The following is an 18,516-nucleotide window of genomic DNA, read 5'->3' as shown; positions in this document are numbered from 1 at the left end:
GAGTAGGATCAAGCGCTTGTCGCATATGTCTGGAGAAGGTACGGGTTGCCCGGTGACGTGTTGTGTTGCGTAGCCATGTCGGGATCGTTCCTATGCCTTATCGGACGACGGAATTGAGCAGTCTAGCAAGCTCTTCCGGGCACCGGCTTTGCCGGCGGTCGTGGCTTACAGCTTGGCGCCAACAAGCGCTCGCGCGAGCCGAAAGGGGAGTTTTCACTGTGTATTGAGTGGTAGTGGAAATTTAGTGGGGGATGTATGGAAGCGTCAACAAATGAATTGCCGGGCAACGCTGGGCAGGCAAACTGGTCGAATTGGCACTGGCAGATGAAGAATTCGGTGACCACGCTGGAACAGCTCGCGAGGTGGATTCACGTCACGCATGCTGAACGCGATGCGATCGAATCCGTTAGAGGCAAGTATCTTTGGCGTATCACGCCATACTATGCCTCTCTCATGGATCCAGAGGATGCGGACTGTCCTGTGCGTCTTCAATCGGTTCCGTCCGCCGCGGAAATGCTGATATATCCGGGTGCAGGAATCGATCCGGTCTCCGATGCATCGTATCGCAAGACGAATCGAGTGATCCACAAGTATCCCGATCGCGTCGTGTTCCTCGTCACGTCGATGTGCCCCGTTTATTGTCGGCACTGCACGCGAAAATACCATACAACGGACGTTACAGGCACCTACTTCGGGGAGAGTGAAGGCGTATCGATGGAGCCTGACTTTGACTATCTTGCTTCGCATGCAGAAATTCGCGATGTGCTATTGACGGGGGGTGATCCTCTCTCATATAACGATCGGAAGCTAGAAGAGATTGTCTCGCGGCTTAGGATGATCCCTCACATTGAGATAATTCGTATTGGAAGCCGGTGTCCCGTTGTTTTACCGATGCGAATTACAGAGGAGTTGTGCCGGATGCTGGATAAGTATCAGCCAATCTGGTTTCAGACGCACTTCAATCATCCAAAGGAGATCACCAACGAGGCTTCTGCTGCATGTGATCGATTGTTGCGGCACGGAATTCCGGTCCAAAATCAATCAGTCTTACTAAAGGGTGTGAACGATAGCGTCGAAATCATGCGGGCGCTCGTTACCGGACTTCTGCGCATCCGCGTCAGACCATACTACCTTTACCACTGCGACAATGTTACGGGTGTGTCGCACTTCATGACCACTCTCGAAAAAGGTCTCGAAGTAATCGATGGTCTGTTCGGACACACGACCGGCTTCGCGGTACCTGACTATATCATTACTACCGATCTTGGAAAAATCCCCGCCGGCCGCAGCTACGTCAGGCGATTGGACGACGGCTGCGAAATCCGAAATTACCTCGGGCAGACAGAGATCATCCAAAACCTTTAACTGGTACATACAGACGGGGCTTATGGCGTGGCTTCCATTCCTAGCCGCTCGCAATACGGAAGCCGAAGCATCGTGCGCGCCGAACTGTACCGCATGGCCCTGTCGGCTGATGCTGCCACACACTTAGCCGAGGCACTGAAGCGCATTGCCGATATGCTCGACCGCGACTGGAATGCGATCGGCATGCATCGCGTGGAGTTACGTAACTTACCATGGCTGATACGAAACCACAGGAGTGCTGCCACCGGTGCCGCGGAAAGCACTGCGCGGTACGCGTCGTCCACGCGCGGATGAGCGGCGTTTCAGGATTCAGCCCGCATTTGAAAATCCCTAACGACTTCCTTCGGTGCAACTCATGGTATCCAACGTGCAAGATGCTCTCGTAGTCCGTTCAGCGGTGCTCGAAGACGCGGATTCCCTCAGCAGAGTCGCAATCGCGGCCGTGCCGTTTTCATGTCCACCCGATACGACCGAAGAAGCGTTGTCCGCGTTTGTAAGAGAAAACCTTCAGCCCGAACACTTCATTGAACACATGACGGCTTCGGCGCGTACGCTGTTGGTTGCGGAGTGTGCCGGTCGGATTGCCGGCTTTTCGCTTCTATACGACGAGGACGTGCCGGATTGTGTGCCCGGCGCTAGCCCGATTGAGCTTCGACGCATCTATGTGCACGCGGACTATCACGGCGCTGGAGTTGGACTTTCCCTGATGGATGCGTCGATAGGGCATGCGCGGTCCCTGGGAAGAGACTTCATCTGGCTGGGTGTATCTGAGTCCAACGAACGCGCACAACGGTTTTATGCGAAGAACCGGTTTGTCAAGGTCGGCGAACACTTCTTCCAAGTTGGACATGAGCAACAGTTGGACTATCTACTCGCCAAGCCGGTTGATACGCCCATGTCACAAGTATCGGAGTAAGCAATGACCAGCGACTTTCCGCAACCGATGGCCGCACGTCTAGTGCCACGTTTCGCTGGTATCCCGAGATTCATGCGTTTGCCACACGATACAAACCCAAGCAGTACCGAACCCGACAGGAGACAGACTGTAGTGGCAGGTGCGGAGGCGAACATCTGCCAGTTTTCGTCGACGATTTGCCAGTTCATGATTGCTCCACGTTGCTTATCGCGCCCCAGTGGCGGCGCCAGTGTGGTATTTTGTGGAAACGTGTTTCGATCCAAGCAGCGACAGCGGGCAGGAACCAAATAGATCAGCTGAGACCTTCGAGCAGTTTTCGATGTTCGGCTACATGTCCCACTTACAGCAAAACCGGTTCACCTCGCAGTCCTCAAATGGTAAGATAATTCGGACAACCTGTATCTCGCTGCGTCATGCGCATGGCGTAGTTTTCACGACTCCAGCACGTCATTGCAGTACTTGTTGTGCGAACAGCTTCCGCACCAAGAAATCGATCCACGGAGAAGATCCTCCCCATCCAGTCTTATACCAGATTATCTCGGCCTTGATCAAAGATTTGCCCTTCGTCTGGTATTCCAATATGGAAGCCTGGGCGTCCTCTTATTGAATGGAAACTGATCACCAACCTGCCGGTTTGCTCTCGTGCCGCGGCAATCGAGAAGCTCTATTGTTACGCGATGCGCTGGAAAATCGAGACCTTCCACAAAATCCTGAAATCGGGCTGCAAAGTGGAAGAATCCCGGCTTCGTACAGCGGATCGGCTAGCGGACCTGATTGCAGTTCCGCGTCCTTAGCTGGCGCATATTGTGACTCACAATGTTCGGCCGCTCGGCGCCGCAGGCCCGCGCAGAGCTCGCGTTCACACGCACCGAAATTGAACTGCTTGAACACGTCGTTCACGACACGTCGACACGTCTCACAATGCGCAGGCACCGCCGAACGTGATAAGGCTCGCTCAGCTCGGCTATGAGGTCGCGTTGCTTGCAGGCAGATCAGGAGTCAAATGCATGGATTCTGTCGATGTCTCGAAAATGCACACCTGTCCCGTGCCAGCCGGGGCGTCCATGTTATAGGGCTACGACTACCCTGCTCGCAAACAGCGCCGACCCCATGAGGCAATATCCGACACCCGCCCCTCGACACATCTGCGACGGACGCGTCTCGAATTCGGATAGCCGGTTGGTCGCGCGGCGCCAGCCGCCTCGACAGCTACGCCTTCGCCGACGGCATTGGGACGTTCACGTGACCGGCCCCAACGATGCTCCGATCTTCGCCCGCAGGAACTCGAAAATCGTCGCAGAAGCACGCGCCCTCGCCTTTGGTTCGACGCCCATGCCATGGCCGCCGTCGCGATGTTCCATGTACCAGACTTCGTCATGCCCGAGAGCCTGCATGTTTGCAGCCATCTTGCGCGCGTGGCCGGGGTGCACACGATCGTCTGTCGACGACGAAGTGAAAAGAACGGGTGGATATGAAACATCTTTTTTCACATTTTGATACGGCGAGTAGCCCATCAATATTCGGTAGTGTTCCGGGTTATCTGGATTACCAAACTCGTCGACCCACAGCGCTCCCATGGATAGCAAGTTAAATCGCGACATGTCGAGTATCGGCACTTCCGAGATAACCGCGCCGAACAGCTCAGGACGCTGAATCATGCACGTTGCAGTCAACAAGCCACCGTCGCTTCCCCCTCTGATAGCCAGCCGTTCAGGGGTGGTGACTCCGGAGGAAATCAACGCCTGCGCAACAGCAGTGAAATCGTCGAAGGCCACCTGCCGCTTCTCACGTTGCGCCGCCCGATGGCACTCAGGGCCAAACTCCCCGCCACCCCGGATGCTGGCGATCGCATAAACGCCACCGGGTTCCAGCCACGAGAATCCCATCGTGCTCAAATAATGTGGACGGTCAACTGTGACTCGATAGCCGCCATATCCGTACAGCAGACAAGGCTGAGGGTTCCCTTCAAGATCCGACTCACGGCCAATCAGCCAATAAGGAATCTGCACGCCATCGGGCGCCGTGGCATGCCGTCGCAGTGCAACTAGTCCAGTTGAATCGAATCTCGGACGAAGCCGACGAAGCAGGCGCCAAGGGGCAGCTTCAGCGAGATCGGCGAAATACAGTGCCGGCGGCGTCAGAAAGTGGTCAAGGTAAATCAAGGCAGTATCGTCACGCGTCCAGTCGACAGCCGTCACCGATACCTCGCACCCCTCCGGCAACGAAAGCGCTCGCGCTTCCCACGTATTATCTGGCGAGGCCGGAGAGCGCCAGAGGGTTATGCGCGGCACGCTCTCGTTCCTGCAAGTGACCATCAGCAAATGCTTTGTGTACCGCACACCTGATAACACTTCCGTCTTCGATGGTACGAAAAGTACAGTGAAGTGGCGGTCGCCTTCGAGAAACGCATCACGGCGGATAACCAGCAAAGATCCTGCACTATATATCGTGACATCGACATTCCAGTCGGTGCGCGGCGTGACGAGCAGCCATTCATTCCACTCGAAAATTCCAGCATCAGGCTGCACATCGAACCGCCGCCATTCGTTGGAACTCTCGTCGAGCCAATAGCGTTCCGCTTCAAAAAACGTGGTCGAGCGCGATGCGCGATGGCGAGCGTAAATCGGCTCGTAACGTGCTACCACAGCCAAATCGCCGGGCTCACATTCGAACACAATCGGTGCGTCTGCAATGTGGGTTCCGCGCGCCCATCTGCGCACCTGTCGTGGAAAGCCGGTGACGGTGACGGCCGGAGCCGCGTTTACCGCGCTGTCATCCCACTCCACATATACCGTATCACGATCGATCCACGTTACTTGGTGATGACCGGGTTCTGGCAATTGAAACCCGTCCTTCACAAAAGTGCGCGCTCCTACGTCGAACTCCCGCACAATGCAGGCACCGGAGCCGCTAGGCGAAAGGCGTACTAGCGCGCGATCATACGTCGGATAGATCAAGGTGAAGCTGGCTAGAACCCACCGCGTATCATCACCGTCCCGCTGGTTCAGGTCAAGCGCATCGATGTCCAGCACAGTCTCCCATCGTGGCTGACCCGCGACCCACGCGTCCCATGGTGTGCGCCGAATGAAGCCGAGAGGGTGCTGTTGGTCGTTCCAGATGTTATAGCCCCAGTCACCGTAGCGCGTGCATGTAGCGATGCGATCCTGGGCCAGCATGACGTCGGCAATCCGTTCGGTTAGCACGTCAGCGTGTGCCGTATTCCCATACATAGCCATGGTACGTGCGGTCTGCGCGCATACCCATGAATCGACTGCTGGATTGCTGAGTTCCTCCAAACCGATATACGGGTCTGAAGCGGCGTCCAGTGGGGGCCACATGATCTCGGATTGCGAAGCAAACATAGCTCTTCCGTTTGATTGAAAACGTTGTTCAGCAACCCCTTTCGGTGGGAGTTGGTGGGCTCGTCAAGCAGCTTATCGTTTAATAACCCGATGCGCTCAGATTAGGACAGTGTGCGGCGCCAGATGCGCCGACACCGAAGGCTTCGGGTCCACTTCTCAATATGGAAATGCACTGTATCGCGCATTGGGAAGCCTGTTGGCGGTGGACTGGCACAGCTTAGCCTTACACTATTTTGGCAGCCCAATCGCATATGCCCTTGATTGATATCAATGTGCGCGTCGAACTGCGGGCGTTTGAGCCCGTCTTCGAGCAGGTCTTGTGCTACTCGATCTGAAGGGATGAGCAAGAACCGATAGTGGGACACGAACTAGGATCTGTAGAAAAAGTCGTGTTCTGCTAACTCTCGAGCCTCTTCCCGGCAGTGCCGAATCTTCTTTGGTGAACCCCGCCGATTATCGATGACTGAGGCTGACCCGGAATCAGGGCCGCTCTGAATTGGAAATATCCGGCTCCGTTGGATGGGCCGAATTCGCTCGACACGCTTGCCGGCGAGCGAATTCGGCGGGCGTCATCCACTGCAGTGCAGAATGGGGACGCGCCTCGTTATAGTACTCACGCCAGACTTCGATTTTGCGCCTGGCATCTTCCAGCGACAAGAACCAGTGCGAGTTCAGGCACTCTTCGCGGAAGCGTCCATTGAACGACTCATTCTTTGCGTTATCGGGCGGCTTGCCGGGACGTGAGAAGTCTATTTCTACGCCGTTCTCGTATGCCCATCGGTCCAGCGCCTTTCCTCGCGCGAGAAGATCTGCAAGAAATCATCCAACGAGGCGCCAGAAGTGGCGAAGGATGGGGCTAGTGGCGGCCGTTGCGCGGCAACCGCGATGCAGGTTGGAAACCGATGGTTATCGTGAAGCGCCTCAGCGCTGCTTGCAGCATGTATGACAGAAGTGGGCGGTTTGTAGCGAACGTGACATTGCGAACTTGATAAGTCACAATTTGCAAAAACTGTAACAGTGCGGTGTAGCTGGCGTTTCCGACAATATCCCACGATTGGTACAGAAAGTGCCCGAGAGCATTAGCAATGAGTGTTGCCCCCGAGGGGATATTTCCAAATTTGGCTATCTAGACTGCGCGGGTTACTAGTCGCGAGGAATACCTGAAAGTGTCAGCTTTCGCCCCCCTCCTTCTACCAAACAGGCGGCGTCGACAAGGTCCAAGAATGCGCTTGCGGTGCTGAGGGACGGTGGGAAGAAAGTCATCATCGTAGAGTGTGTCTCGAATGCGGAACATCGACGGGATCGAAAGGCGAATCAACGAACAGGGAAGTACGTTGCCGGACAACCAGTCACAAATCGGGAAGACCATCACTGAGCCGACTGCCTGACGAATGCCGAACTAGGGATATCGCGCAGCGTCCGGATTGCCGAGTCTCGCGACGACGTGCACTGATCGTGAGCTATGAGCAAAGGACGGACGAGGCGGAACATGGAGGTAGCCACTCGTGATCTGCAGAGCTAGTGTTTTCGAACGCCCTGTTGCGACCGACCGACGGAATCTTAGCTGAGGAGTGAGAGATGTTTAGCTGCACCTCGATGCGCAAGCTTGAGGACTTTGAAAGTCCCCGAATTGTCGAGTTGAATAGCGACCTATATGGAGCGAGCTTTTTTCTTATGAAGCTGCTACCAGCGCGGTTTATGCTTGAGCGAGCCGTGGAGGAGGGCTTTCTTAGACCCGGGGGCACCATTTGTGAGTCGTCTTCCGGCAGCTTTGGTCTCGCATTAGCAATGCTTGCTGCACGGCACGGTTACAAACTTGTTTTGGTTAGCGATTGGACATTAGATCGGCATCTTCGGAGGCGCCTGGTCCAACTCGGCGTACGCTTGGATATTGTCGATAAACCCGCGCGCAGTGGTGGGCTTCAGCAGGCCCGCTTGAACCGGCTCGCCCAGCATTTAAAGGAGATGCCCGGCAGCTTTTGGCCCTCCCAATATTCAAACCTAGCTAATCCTCTAGCTTACGGTAAATTCGCCGAATTACTGATTGATAGGCTGGGGGAAATTGATTGCTTGGTGGGCCCGGTCGGTTCAGGAGGATCCATGTGCGGGACGACACGCTTTCTCAGAGCCTCGTTCCCCGAACTGCATGCGATCGGTGTTGATACACCAAATTCGGTGTTGTTTGGTCAGCCTAGTGGAAAGCTTGTAAGATTAGCTGGTCTAGGAGGGGAGATCGTTCCGTCCAACGTCGATCATAGAGAATTCGACGAAATTCATTGGCTGACTCCCGTTGAAGCGTTTCACTCAACTCACCAACTGCATAGGAATCGAGGACTATTTATGGGGCCCGCCAGCGGTGCCGCCTACAGAGTGGCCAACTGGTGGTCAAGTAAGCATCCGAGCAAAAAGGTTGTTGCTATCTTTCCCGATGAGGGTCACCGCTACGGCGAAACAGTATACGACGACGCCTGGCTCAAGTCATTTGCTGGGTGGCCTGATGCAGTTCGTCGAGAACCCGTGGCCGTAGAGACGCCTACGGAAAGCTTGAAGGGCTGGTCGTGCTATACATGGGGAAGGCGGACACTGGAGCAGGTCCTTTCTAGTCTTCTCGCTCCTGTATCGACGAGTTTGATCGAAACGCGGCTGCAGCCTTTGGCTCAGCATCCGGTCGAACCTAGTCCGAAACAACGAACTGAGCCGGGCGAATCTTCGAAAGGCGAAGTCAGCCCAACGCTGATTGCCTTGTCCCATTCCGATGGTGCACTTGTTAGCCATCTAGAATTGGACCATGATCAGGCGCAGTTCGTGGATCCCTTGTACGTGGTATTTTCTGAGTTGTGCAATAGCTCGAATCCGAATCTGGAGCACCCTTTCTCGGTTGCGATCCGGGACGAAATCGTTGGGTTTTTCATCCTTCGTGAAAAAGCTGCTCTGCCCGAATGGGCACCGCCAGATGCTATTACTCTTCACAGCCTTCGTATAGCTCGATCACGTCAAGGCAATGGGTACGGTAAGGCGGCACTTCATCTAGCCAAACAATGGGTCAAGTCGAATAGATTAAGCGTCAATCGACTCATGCTCGGTGTTAATACGCGCAATCGCAAAGCTAGGCAACTCTATAAACAAACGAATTTTCTTGAAACAGGTGCTAGTTACTGTGGTCCGCATGGAATGCAGGATATACTTGAATGTGAAATAGACTCTCGAAACTGAACTGCCTAAAGAACGCGGATACTCTCAACGGAACGGAACACTAGTATCCCGAGTTAAAAAATGATTGCCTTATTTGCGTTATGTACTAACCTGGCTTGCAGGGTTCGCAATTGAGCGAGGCAATGATGCGAGGAAGACCGAAAGCGCCACTGGTCTTGAGCGCGTCGGAACGAGAACAGCTCACGGCACTGAAAATGCGACGCAAGACGGCGCAGGCGCAGGCGCAGGCGCAGGCGCAGGCGCAGGCGCAGGCGCAGGCGCAGGCGCAGGCGCAGGCGCAGGCGCTGGCCTTGCGCGCACGCATTGTGTTGGCCTGCGCGGAGGGCATCGACAACAAGACGGTCGCGACAAGACAACGTGTCACCTCGCATACGGTTTCGAAATGGCGTTCGCGATTCATCAATCACCGCGTGGACGGGTTGCTCGTTGCACCGCGCCCGGGAGCACCGAGGACGATCGAGGACGCGCTGGTGGAGGCGGTCGTCGCACGCACGCTCGAATCCGTACCGTACCCACATGCTCGACCCACTGGAGCACGCGCACCATGGCCCGCGAGATGGGGATGTCGCAGACCGCCGTGTCGCGGATCTGGCGTGCCTTCGGATTGCAGCCGCATCGGCAGGAGACCTTCAAGGCTTTCCACTGATCCATTTTTTGCGGACAAGGTGCGCGATATCGTCGGGCTGTACCTGGATCCGCCACTGAAGGTCATGGTGTTGTGCGTTGACGAGAAAAGCCAGATTCAGGCACTCGATGCCCAAGCCCGAGTTCCTGCTTCAGGTCCTGATAGTCACGTTCGATGCGCCAGCGCATGTGCGCGTGCGCGACGAGCTGCTCCAGGGCAATGTCGGCCGGCAGGTTGGACAGATAGTACTTCAGCGGGTCAGCATCGCCTTCGGGCCACTCGATGAGGAGCCACTGCTCAGGGCGAAGCCGCGCCTTGCCGGTATTGCCACCCGCGTGACGCACACGTACTGCAGCGAAACGTCCGCTGAGTGTTTCATTCGAACCCTCGCGCCAGCTGACCGTCCTGAAGACAGCAGCCGGCAGCGAATGCGCCAGGTCCTTGACGCTTGCAGGCTGTCGGGTACGCGTGCGCCGCGGCACCACGGACGGGCGTCCCATCCCACCATAAGGCCTGGGCGGCAGAGGTTGAACGCCCGGTGGCCAGACCACAACCGCTGACGTAATCCCGACCACATAAGGCAGGCCCAGATCGCACAGTCGCTGCCCGAAGGCGTTATTGATCCGGCAATAAAATGTTGAAATCAAGCCGCATAACGGACAGGATCATGCTGGAAGTATCGCCGGATGCGTTCGGGTTGCTTCCGCACAACCCTGTAATGGTGCGCGGTGGCCTTGACCAGTTGCAGCCTGGTACGCGTTGGCGCCCGCCGTGTGACGCTTTGCTTGAGGTCGGCGTTGGCCATCTCGTTGGGATTGAGCTCAGGGCTGTAGCTGGGCAGATAGAACACCTCGATCCGGTCGCGGTGCCTGCCCAGCCAGGCCTTCACGGCCTTGCCGTGATGGACACGCAGATCGTCCAGGATCAGGAAGATCTTTTTCTTCGCCCCGGTGATCAGCCGTCGCATGAAGTCGATCAGGATGCCGGTGTTCAGCGCACCGTCGAAGATCTTCCAGCGCATCTGTCCTTTATTCGTCACGGTGGAGATGACCGACAGGCCGGCACGCTTCGCGTTGACCTTGAGCACCGGTGTCTTTCCCGTGGGCGCGTAACCGCGGCCCCGAACATCGTCGGAGCGCAGTCCGGTTTCATCGCCCCAGTGGACTTCGGCTCCTTCAGCCTGGGCCCGCTGCGCAATGGCAGAATAGTCTTCATCGAGCCACTTCCTGATCGCCGCCGGCGATTGCTCATAAGCCTTCTTCAATGGCTTTTGCGGGGTGAAGCCCCAGCGCGACAGATACAGCCCCATCGTACGAACCGGCACACGGATGCCGAACCGCTGTTCGATCACTTCGGCCACGCTCTGACGGGTCCACAGGGCATAAGGCATTTTCAACTGGTCAGGTGTGCGGTCCTGGATGATTTTCTGCACGACCCGCTCCTGATCTGCGCTCAGGCTGCGTCCGGTACCCGACGGACGACCGCGAGGCCCGACATCCACGGCACGCCAGCCGCCCGCCTCGTACGCCTTGCAGGCCGCAATCACCGTCGTGGGCGACATCTCGCAACGCAGCGCCACCTCTTTCAACGCTACGCCTTTTCAATATTTTATTGCCGGATCAATATCTACGCCGTAGCCTGCATCGGCCAGTACACAATACGGGCGCACCTGCAGCCAGCAATGTCTCGATCTGCCGTAATGCAATCTTCGCCTTGGTCTCGAACCTGATCTGCTCAGGAATTCCGGCCTTCTTACGCCGCGCGTCATCCTCGGCCCACTCACGCGGCACATAGAGCTGCCAGGCCACAGGAATGCTCGCCTGCTCACAGGCCAGTGACACACTGACCGCAATCTGGCAATTGTCCTGCTTGCCCAGGACCCCACAGTACTGACGTGCACCCCCCACCGAATGCCGGCCCTTCTTCGGAAATCCCGTATCGTCCATAATCCAGAAGCCGCTCAGTACTGCCACCTGTCAGGGGCTGCGCTGGTGAAAGACATGGCTACACCGAGCCGATCTTAGCAGGCTGCGGAAATACGTCGCACGGGAAGTCATCGAGACGAATAACAAAAACGTTGGTGTAAGAAGCTCACCCAGCCCCTTGGAGATTATGCGCGGGCGCCGACACGTTCACCGAAAGTTTGTTTTCCGTGCGCAAGCTGGACGATTTCGTTCGGAGCTCGCATCCGCTGCGCTCGATTCGTGTTATGACGAACGAGGCGCTGGCAAAGATGGATCGTGTGTTTGCCGGGATGTACGAGACCGACCGAGCATCGCGCCGGAGAAGCTGTTGCGGGCCATGCTGCTGCAGGCAACTCTTCAATATCGCGCAAGCTCAACTAGTGTCGCGAGTTAGAAATTCGTAGACAAAATCTCTTGACGCTAGCGAGGATGTCGTCGGCCGATTTGGTCCAGTTGAAAGGTCTCGGATCAGTGTGTTGTTGATCTGGATGTATTGGCAAATCGCCTGTTCGAGTTGCCGGGTGGAGCGATGGGTGCCACGGCGGATGTATGACTCGCTGAGCGTGGCAAACCATCGTTCGACCTGGTTAATCCACGAAGCAGAGGTCGGGGTGAAATGCGCATGAAAACGGGGATGGCGAGTCAACCAGGTATTGATCGCGGAGGTCTTGTGCGTACCGTAGTTGTCCATCACCAGATGCACGTCCAATTGAGGGGGCACGTTGGCCTCTATGGTTCGCAGGAACTGCAGGAATTCACTGCTGCGATGACGTCGATGCAGTTCGCCAATGACTTCGCCCGTGGAGATGTCTAGCGCCGCGAACGATGTGGTCGTGCCGTGGCGCATATAGTCGTGCGTGCGTCGCTCAGGGATGCCCGGGGCCAGCGGCGGCATGGGCTGCGTGCGATTACGAAGGCCCGGGGGGCGCGGCTTTCACCACCACGCAAATATTGGCCATTGGAGCTTATGGGTTTCTGCTGTCTGAGCGACTCGCCACCGGCACCCCGGTGAGCGCCAAAAAACTTCGGAGCCCGCCAGACGCCTGGGCTTCCCGAAGATTACGTTGCACGGGGAAGTCCGGCGCGCACAGCGCCACACGGCTGACTCGATCGCGACCATTCGCTACCAGCTCACTGTCAGGCTGGTTGCCCGACGCGTGTCCATGCTGCCGAAGACCCAATGAACGTCGCAATTTGTGACACAGTAAGATTAAGAGCGGGGGGAGCGCATTTCTCAGCGGCGTGCGTCAAGCTCATGTCGTCCCAACACCAAAGGCGATCTGAGTGCTTTTGTTACACGATCGTGGATGCTTTGTCGCAAAGATGACATGACGATGACGTGTACACAACGAATGCAATGGGATAAATAGAAATGAAAAGCGCTGTATAGCATGCGGACGTGCATGGCACGAAACCTGCAAGAAAGCTGTTCGAACGTGCACGTTCCGGACAATGAGAACTCGACAGCAGGAACAACTCGTTGTCCCCTGATCAACCGCGTCGACGATGATGTCAGCCAGCGGCGGATGGGAGGTCAACCCCTTAAGGATGACGCGACCGCGCAAGGCCTAAATCGGCTTTTTTGGCTGATAACAAAGGAGTTGAGGAACATGCATTGTGATCGACCGAACCCGCCACCGTCGACGCGTAGCCTCGCTGATATGGGCACCGGTACCATACATTTCCGTCTCCCACGCGGTGTGCCATTGCCGTCCGGATTGTCATGCACGATAGTGTCATTTGAGCCCCGTGCCCGAACACACTGGCATATTCACCCGTTAGGCCAACGATTGTTCGTGACAGCGGGATGTGGGTGGATGCAGTGTGAAGGCGAACCGATTATGGCGATGCATGCTGGAGATATGGTCTGCATTGCGCCGAACCGAAAGCATTGGCACGGTGCGTCACCATGGACCTCCGTGAGGCTGATTGCGCTCCAGAAAGAGCACGACAGCAAACGTGTCGATTGGCTAAAACCGGTTACCGACGAGCAGTACTACGCCAGACCGTCTCTCGACATCTGACGGAGCGCGATGTTAGAGAATCAAAGACACTTCCCCCTTCTCAAGTCTGCGGCGGAAGCGGAAAATCGGCATTAACTGACTGTGTCGCGATAGTGGAATCAGGATGATTAAACCCATTACGATGACGATTACCTAAATCACAAGCGAATAGAGCTGCGGATAACTATTCGATCTGTGTCGTCGGACTTGATTTGCCCCATGTGCATGGTTGTGGGAATGAAGGCAAGTGCCAGAGCCTGCATGGCACAACTACCGCCGCATCCGCTTTGTGTTCGAAGCCGCCTCCCTTGATGGCGTCGGGCGCGTCACCGAGTTTGGCGTGATCGAGACGTTGCTATTTCAAGGACTACTAGGATCACCGCATGTTGCTGTGGACCGACGCTCCTTTCTGTCTACGTGCGCGGCATGGATACGTCGATGGTCAGGGTGCCCTGCTCAATTCCAACCGCCGAGAACATGGCGCAGTGGCTGGTGACCGTGCTCGGCACTCGAAGTGCTGGAAGCCACCGACGTGCGGTTGGGTGAACTTCTGACTTAGGAGACAGGCAAATGCACTGTGACGCACCGTCCGTAGCTGTGCCACCCGTTGGCAGCTATCCCGTCAACGAGATTTTTGAGTCGTTACAGGGCGAAGGCAACTTCACCGGCACACCTTCAGTGTTCGTCCGTCTGCAAGGGTGTCCGGTGGGCTGCGCGTGGTGTGACAGCAAGCACACGTGGCAGGTGATGCCAGAGCGCGAAATCAGTGTCGGGGCGATGGGCGAGAAAACGGGGCGGCCGTGCGACAGCTATGCGTGGTGTGACGTGCCGACGCTCGCAAACATTGTGCGGACGGCAGACGCTGAGCACGTAGTCATCACGGGCGGCGAACCGTGCATGTACGACCTGCGCCCGCTGATCGCGAAGCTCGAAGCGTGGCATCACCGTGTCCAGGTCGAAACCTCGGGCACTTACGCGCCGCTCGTCACGCCCAGCACTTTCGTCACCACGAGCCCGAAGTACGGAATGCCAAGTGGACGCCCGGTGCTCGATGAGGCGCTGGCGCGCGCCAACGAGATCAAGTATCCGGTCGGCAAGCAGCGCGACATTGATATCGTGCTCGAGAGACTTGATCCGATCCAGCGCGCGCGCGGCACCCCGATCTGGTTGCAGCCGCTGAGTCTGTCGTCCCGTGCCACGGGCATCTGCATGAAGGCGGCGCACCGTTACGGCTGGCGCGTCTCGTTGCAGACGAATAAGTTCATCAACATCAGGTAGCGTCATCATGCCGGTCCGAGGAAGAAGGTCCAAGCCCACGGCGCTCAAGCTGATCGAGGGCAATTGCGTCACCCTGCCCAAGCGCCGCTCCCGTCCGGGCATTCTCCCGTGCTCGTGTGGACGAACACGCCCGTGCGGGATGGAATCGCATCACGCCCGAACGTGAGCGGCTCGCCTAGGCAGTTCGCCGTGGCGCTCGCGATGGGCACGCAGTACGAGATATCCGTTGAATCGCTACGATTCAGAGCGATATGTCGTTTCGGTTTAGGCGTGGCATAGGATTTTACCTACCAGCACGGCGCCTGATACTCGGTTGTGTAACTCCATTGAATTGCATTTGTGGAAAAAAGAAGGTGTACCGATGAGAGTTTTGGCGATTTTTATTCTTCTGATAATCTATTTTCCTGGTAATGCGTGGACGGCAGTCAACGATCGCCGCGTAGTGACTTGGAATCTCCAAGGCTCCAGCGCAAGCACGGAGAGTAAATGGAATTCAAATATTCGCACGGTGCTACTTGGAAATCGGGATGACGGACCGATACCCGTTTCAAGGCACATTGATGTTATGATGATACAGGAGGCTGGATCACTACCGGCATCAATTACGTCTAATCCTCCACTTCCATTGGAAGGCCGATTGGTGAACCCGGATCTGGTTGTCGCGCCTATAAACGAATATGTCTGGAATTTGGGCACATCAAGAAGGCCAATCGATTACTACGTGTATTTTTCGCGAGTCGATACTGGTGCCAACCGAGTAAATCTGGCTATTATCAGCAAAGAAAAGGCTGATCAAGTAATCTTGCTTAAACCGCGGGCTTGGAGTGGAGCAAGGCCAATACTGGGGATCAGACTCGGATCTGACTATTATTTCGGGATTCATGCCTTGGCAAACGGCGGAACGGATTCTGGAGCAATCATTGCTCGAGTTTGGGAGTATTTTAATCAAAATCAGATATCGGACCAATGGTTGATTGCTGGTGATTTTAATCGCGAGCCCAATCAATTGCGCGACCTCCTTCGGAGAAGCTATCCGCAAGAATATAGAAACGTGACTTTCCAGTATGAGGATCGGCCAACCCATAGAACAAGCGGCCACAATCTAGATTATGGGATTGCTGGACAGCTGAACAATCCATCCGGCGGCCCTAATTTTGATTGCAACTTATTTACGCCGAGCCTAATTGGGCAGTTGGTATCAGACCATACTCCTGTTTTACTTTGGCCGAAGAAATAGACGAGCGAGAACGACAAGGATGATTGGCAAGGCGAACGTTGGTGTGCACGCCCAATGGTCGAGGCGATCAGGATGTGTTCGACTTTCGTTTCGCCAATGGCTGCGCAACCCGCTGCCAGACACCGTCGCGATCGGGAAAAACGTAAACGCGGTCTGTTACCGGACGAAGCACGCTGGCAGGTGGCGCCATGGGCTTCCAGTATGGCCGAACGGCGATGACGCGCAGGAGAAGGAGAATCTGCCCCGGACACGCAAAGACCGCGCGCAGCAGCTACCGTGATTGCAAGAAATCTCGTCAATGGTAATGCACCTCGGTGCAGGCGATATCGACCGCCTGTTCTTTGCGATCTGCAGGATGGCGGTAGCGAACGCATACGGGTCGCAAGCGTGATTGCACCGACGAACGCGCGATCGGTGACGAGCACGGCGTCGTAGGCACCATGATTCACTTGCGGAATGCATCTTCGGCTTGGGGGCGGTCCCGTGCAGAGCAACATGACATTGGCGCCGAAGTGGTCCCCAGCGCCGAATCAGGAGCCTGCTGGGACGCAGACGACGATGTGCGTGCATGGCGACACTCCGGGCCAGGCGGTGCGACACGTCGGCAACGATGCTTGCAGATTGTCGAGAGAGATGGGCCGGTGTCCCTCGATGCCTTGGAACACCCTGAATACGTTCTCCGCAGCGGGCGCGGACACGACGAAATGTTGTAGGCATGTTGGCGCGGGCCTTGACGGACGGTGAGCAGGGTCGTCGCATTGTCATGCGGCACGGCTTCCGTTGCTGAAAATATTGGAAGGGGCGAGAAGCGTTTGAGGATGTGCAGGCGGCCGACGCTCGCAACCTTCTGGTCGAACGCGATGCCACAGAATTGCAGTACATCCTCGGCCGATCAGTGCTCGCATTTCTAGCTGGAGTTCCCTATTGGAAGAAGGCAAAGGCTTTGTAGGTCGAAAATGGATCGAGCACGACAAGGATATCGGCAAAGCGTGCACGCTGCACGCCTTGTTGTTGAGCACAGGGCGTTACTCGGCCCTGCGGGCATCAAGCCCAGCGGGCGCGACAGACGGGCATCGAACTCTTCGAACCTGATCGATCGCCTTTCAATGCACGGAGCCGAAGAACGCCATCGCGCCTTCGGCTGGCGTCAGGCCCGCCTTGAAGTAGCCCTCGAGCCGGTCCGCAATCGCTTCGTCGAGTGTGAAGGGCGGCCGGATGTAGCCCACATTGAACGCATGGTCGTACCAGTCGCTGAGCCACGCGCGCAGTTCGATCACATATTGTGGCAATGCATTCGAAGCGTCGTCGTGCATGTACATGTCCCTGGCTTGCAGAACGATCAGGCTGCCTTGCGGCCTATCCCCCATCTCCGGTCGGCGCCTGTCCTGCGGAAACACGTGCCAAGTGACGTCGGCATGGCGAAAAAAGAAGAGCGAGAAGGTGCCGGTCGGCCGCTCGATCTGAATGCACACGCGGCATGTTCTACCCGAGCGGGAGCGTTCCAGCAGGCGCACACGCGCTGTCCGGCCTCGCGTCGAGCCGACCAGTTTTTCGACCTGAGAGCGCAGCGATCTGTTGCCCGCCATGACTTTCCTCGCGATGCGCGATGAATCGATGCTACGAGGGATCGGCGCGCGCGCCCAATCGGCGGCGGCGGAATGTCGTCTCAGGAAGCGCTGATTTCAGCCGTCAGGGTTTCCCGACGCGGGAATCAGGATGTCACGCGACCGTCTTTGCGCGTGCGCTGACTGCGGCATAGTTTCTGATCGGAGATGATGAGCCATCAAAACGCGATGTCAACCGATGCATCATGATGGCCTATCTGTCCGAGCGGGAGAACGTTGTCGAGCAGGTCGATTCGCTCTGTCTGCGGCTTTTCGACACCTGGTGCGAGGCGGGCAGTGTGACGCCGCTCGCGTATCTGTTGCATTGCTGGCCGTTGACCGACAGTGCGCCGGGCGCTCTGCGGCGGCTGGGTGAAACGATGCGAGATTTGCGGCGCCATCACGCGGACCAACTCGACGCGTACAGCTTTCACGCGCTGTGCGAAATGGCCGATCTGATCGACGAACTGGTAGAACGTCCGGTGCGCACGGTCCGGATGATGCCGGTGGGCGAGGTGCCGGAATAACAAAAGGACACCGCGGTCATAAACGCGCAAAGACATGCGGGCAGGGCACAGTCGCTGCTGCGGGGGGGCGTTGTTTCATCGGACGTTTGCAACCCCGGGTGGGGCGCGGTAGACCGGGCTTTGGCATCGAGTGCAGAATAGGACACACACAACGGCGGCACTCGCGGGAAGATATGGTTCTCTACAGGTTCGACGCATGGTGGAGCGGGCTCCGTTACGTGCGGCGCAGTGTGGTGCTGCGGCTGCTCGGTACGGTGATCGTCTTTAGCTGCGCGATCACGCTGATCTTGACGGCGGTGCAGCTTTATCGCGACTACGAGCGCGGCATCGCGCAGATTCAGAACCGTCTCGTCGATATGACCGCAGCTATCGCGACAGTCTCGGCGAAGCGCTATGGCAGCTCGATCAGCCGCAACTGAAGC

At 56.8% G+C, this 18,516-nt stretch carries 11 protein-coding genes and 8 pseudogenes; 11 read left to right on the top strand and 8 right to left on the bottom strand.

The genetic code is table 11. The annotated features are described in order from the left end of the window. Positions 1-255 precede the first annotated feature (255 nt). The 3 genes from blsG to AABE10_RS29880 all read left to right on the top strand — a co-directional run bounded on the left by blsG (position 256) and on the right by AABE10_RS29880 (position 2,281). Positions 256-1,365: an arginine 2,3-aminomutase gene (blsG, locus tag AABE10_RS29890; RefSeq protein ID WP_342936768.1), complete on the top strand. Its 1,110-nt coding sequence runs from the start codon at positions 256-258 to the stop codon at positions 1,363-1,365. Positions 1,366-1,437: 72 nt separating this feature from the next. Then, positions 1,438-1,659 (top strand): hypothetical protein, encoded by a 222-nt coding sequence (locus tag AABE10_RS29885; RefSeq protein ID WP_342936767.1) that lies wholly within the window; start codon positions 1,438-1,440, stop codon positions 1,657-1,659. Positions 1,660-1,720: 61 nt separating this feature from the next. Beyond that, positions 1,721-2,281, top strand: a complete 561-nt coding sequence (locus tag AABE10_RS29880; protein ID WP_342936793.1) for a GNAT family N-acetyltransferase — start codon at positions 1,721-1,723, stop codon at positions 2,279-2,281. 1,238 nt (positions 2,282-3,519) lie between these two features. Here the strand turns inward: AABE10_RS29880 and AABE10_RS29875 are convergent. Both AABE10_RS29875 and AABE10_RS29870 read right to left on the bottom strand, forming a co-directional pair. Next, complete coding sequence (locus AABE10_RS29875; protein ID WP_342936766.1) at positions 3,520-5,643, bottom strand: prolyl oligopeptidase family serine peptidase; 2,124 nt, start codon at positions 5,641-5,643, stop codon at positions 3,520-3,522. Between the two features lie 480 nt (positions 5,644-6,123). Next, positions 6,124-6,435 (bottom strand): annotated as a pseudogene (locus tag AABE10_RS29870) (integrase core domain-containing protein); the annotation flags it as partial. 786 nt (positions 6,436-7,221) lie between these two features. Here AABE10_RS29870 and AABE10_RS29865 point away from each other — a divergent pair. Both AABE10_RS29865 and AABE10_RS29860 read left to right on the top strand, forming a co-directional pair. Next, a complete protein-coding gene (locus AABE10_RS29865) occupies positions 7,222-8,856 on the top strand; it encodes a pyridoxal-phosphate dependent enzyme (protein WP_342936765.1) in 1,635 nt (544 codons plus the stop codon). Between the two features lie 125 nt (positions 8,857-8,981). Then, positions 8,982-9,611: pseudogene (locus AABE10_RS29860) on the top strand (helix-turn-helix domain-containing protein); the annotation flags it as partial. Here the strand turns inward: AABE10_RS29860 and AABE10_RS29855 are convergent. The 3 pseudogenes from AABE10_RS29855 to AABE10_RS29845 form a co-directional block, all read right to left on the bottom strand. Beyond that, a pseudogene (locus AABE10_RS29855) lies at positions 9,610-10,104 on the bottom strand (transposase); the annotation flags it as partial. The pseudogenes AABE10_RS29860 and AABE10_RS29855 sit on opposite strands and share 2 nt — an antisense overlap. Positions 10,105-10,124: 20 nt before the next feature. Then, positions 10,125-11,078: pseudogene (locus AABE10_RS29850) on the bottom strand (IS630 family transposase); the annotation flags it as partial. Positions 11,079-11,105: 27 nt separating this feature from the next. Next, positions 11,106-11,436 (bottom strand): annotated as a pseudogene (locus AABE10_RS29845) (IS701 family transposase); the annotation flags it as partial. Positions 11,437-11,624: 188 nt separating this feature from the next. Between AABE10_RS29845 and AABE10_RS29840 the strand changes: the two are divergent. Further along, positions 11,625-11,815 (top strand): annotated as a pseudogene (locus AABE10_RS29840) (IS5/IS1182 family transposase); the annotation flags it as partial. Positions 11,816-11,822: 7 nt separating this feature from the next. Here the strand turns inward: AABE10_RS29840 and AABE10_RS29835 are convergent. Further along, positions 11,823-12,355 (bottom strand): annotated as a pseudogene (locus AABE10_RS29835) (IS630 family transposase); the annotation flags it as partial. 10 nt (positions 12,356-12,365) lie between these two features. Between AABE10_RS29835 and AABE10_RS29830 the strand changes: the two are divergent. The 3 genes and pseudogenes from AABE10_RS29830 to AABE10_RS29820 all read left to right on the top strand — a co-directional run. After that, positions 12,366-12,550: pseudogene (locus AABE10_RS29830) on the top strand (IS701 family transposase); the annotation flags it as partial. 1,468 nt (positions 12,551-14,018) lie between these two features. Beyond that, on the top strand, positions 14,019-14,726 hold the full coding sequence (gene queE / locus AABE10_RS29825; RefSeq protein WP_342936763.1) for a 7-carboxy-7-deazaguanine synthase QueE: 708 nt from the start codon (positions 14,019-14,021) through the stop codon (positions 14,724-14,726). Positions 14,727-15,063: 337 nt separating this feature from the next. Next, positions 15,064-15,963: a cytolethal distending toxin subunit B family protein gene (locus tag AABE10_RS29820; RefSeq protein ID WP_342936762.1), complete on the top strand. Its 900-nt coding sequence runs from the start codon at positions 15,064-15,066 to the stop codon at positions 15,961-15,963. Positions 15,964-16,408: 445 nt separating this feature from the next. On the opposite strand, the gene AABE10_RS29815 is transcribed toward AABE10_RS29820, so the two are convergent. Together AABE10_RS29815 and AABE10_RS29810 are read right to left on the bottom strand one after the other, a co-directional pair. Beyond that, on the bottom strand, positions 16,409-16,825 hold the full coding sequence (locus AABE10_RS29815) for a hypothetical protein (RefSeq protein WP_342936792.1): 417 nt from the start codon (positions 16,823-16,825) through the stop codon (positions 16,409-16,411). 241 nt (positions 16,826-17,066) lie between these two features. Beyond that, positions 17,067-17,276, bottom strand: coding sequence for a hypothetical protein (locus AABE10_RS29810; RefSeq protein ID WP_201662255.1), 210 nt, complete (start codon positions 17,274-17,276; stop codon positions 17,067-17,069). A 497-nt stretch (positions 17,277-17,773) separates the two neighbouring features. Between AABE10_RS29810 and AABE10_RS29800 the strand changes: the two genes are divergently transcribed. Further along, entirely contained in the window at positions 17,774-18,094 is a 321-nt protein-coding gene (locus AABE10_RS29800; RefSeq protein WP_342936761.1) for a hypothetical protein, read from the top strand. A gap of 173 nt (positions 18,095-18,267) precedes the next feature. Then, complete coding sequence (locus AABE10_RS29795) at positions 18,268-18,513, top strand: hypothetical protein (protein WP_342936760.1); 246 nt, start codon at positions 18,268-18,270, stop codon at positions 18,511-18,513. Positions 18,514-18,516: the final 3 nt, after the last annotated feature.

This window comes from Paraburkholderia diazotrophica (assembly GCF_038900755.1).
GTDB lineage: Bacteria > Pseudomonadota > Gammaproteobacteria > Burkholderiales > Burkholderiaceae > Paraburkholderia > Paraburkholderia diazotrophica_A.
The sequence above is the reverse complement of the archived record's forward strand: the minus strand, read 5'-3'. Positions and strand labels throughout refer to the sequence as shown.

Excerpts from the sequence above, each read along its gene's own strand:
- blsG (WP_342936768.1), top strand. The coding sequence starts at position 256 with ATGGAAGCGTCAACAAATGAATTGCCGGGCAACGCTGGGCAGGCAAAC.
- AABE10_RS29880 (WP_342936793.1), top strand. The coding sequence starts at position 1,721 with ATGGTATCCAACGTGCAAGATGCTCTCGTAGTCCGTTCAGCGGTGCTC.
- AABE10_RS29875 (WP_342936766.1), bottom strand. The coding sequence starts at position 5,643 with ATGTTTGCTTCGCAATCCGAGATCATGTGGCCCCCACTGGACGCCGCT.
- AABE10_RS29865 (WP_342936765.1), top strand. The coding sequence starts at position 7,222 with ATGTTTAGCTGCACCTCGATGCGCAAGCTTGAGGACTTTGAAAGTCCC.
- queE (WP_342936763.1), top strand. The coding sequence starts at position 14,019 with ATGCACTGTGACGCACCGTCCGTAGCTGTGCCACCCGTTGGCAGCTAT.
- AABE10_RS29810 (WP_201662255.1), bottom strand. The coding sequence starts at position 17,276 with ATGCACGACGACGCTTCGAATGCATTGCCACAATATGTGATCGAACTG.
- AABE10_RS29800 (WP_342936761.1), top strand. The coding sequence starts at position 17,774 with ATGATGGCCTATCTGTCCGAGCGGGAGAACGTTGTCGAGCAGGTCGAT.
- AABE10_RS29795 (WP_342936760.1), top strand. The coding sequence starts at position 18,268 with ATGGTTCTCTACAGGTTCGACGCATGGTGGAGCGGGCTCCGTTACGTG.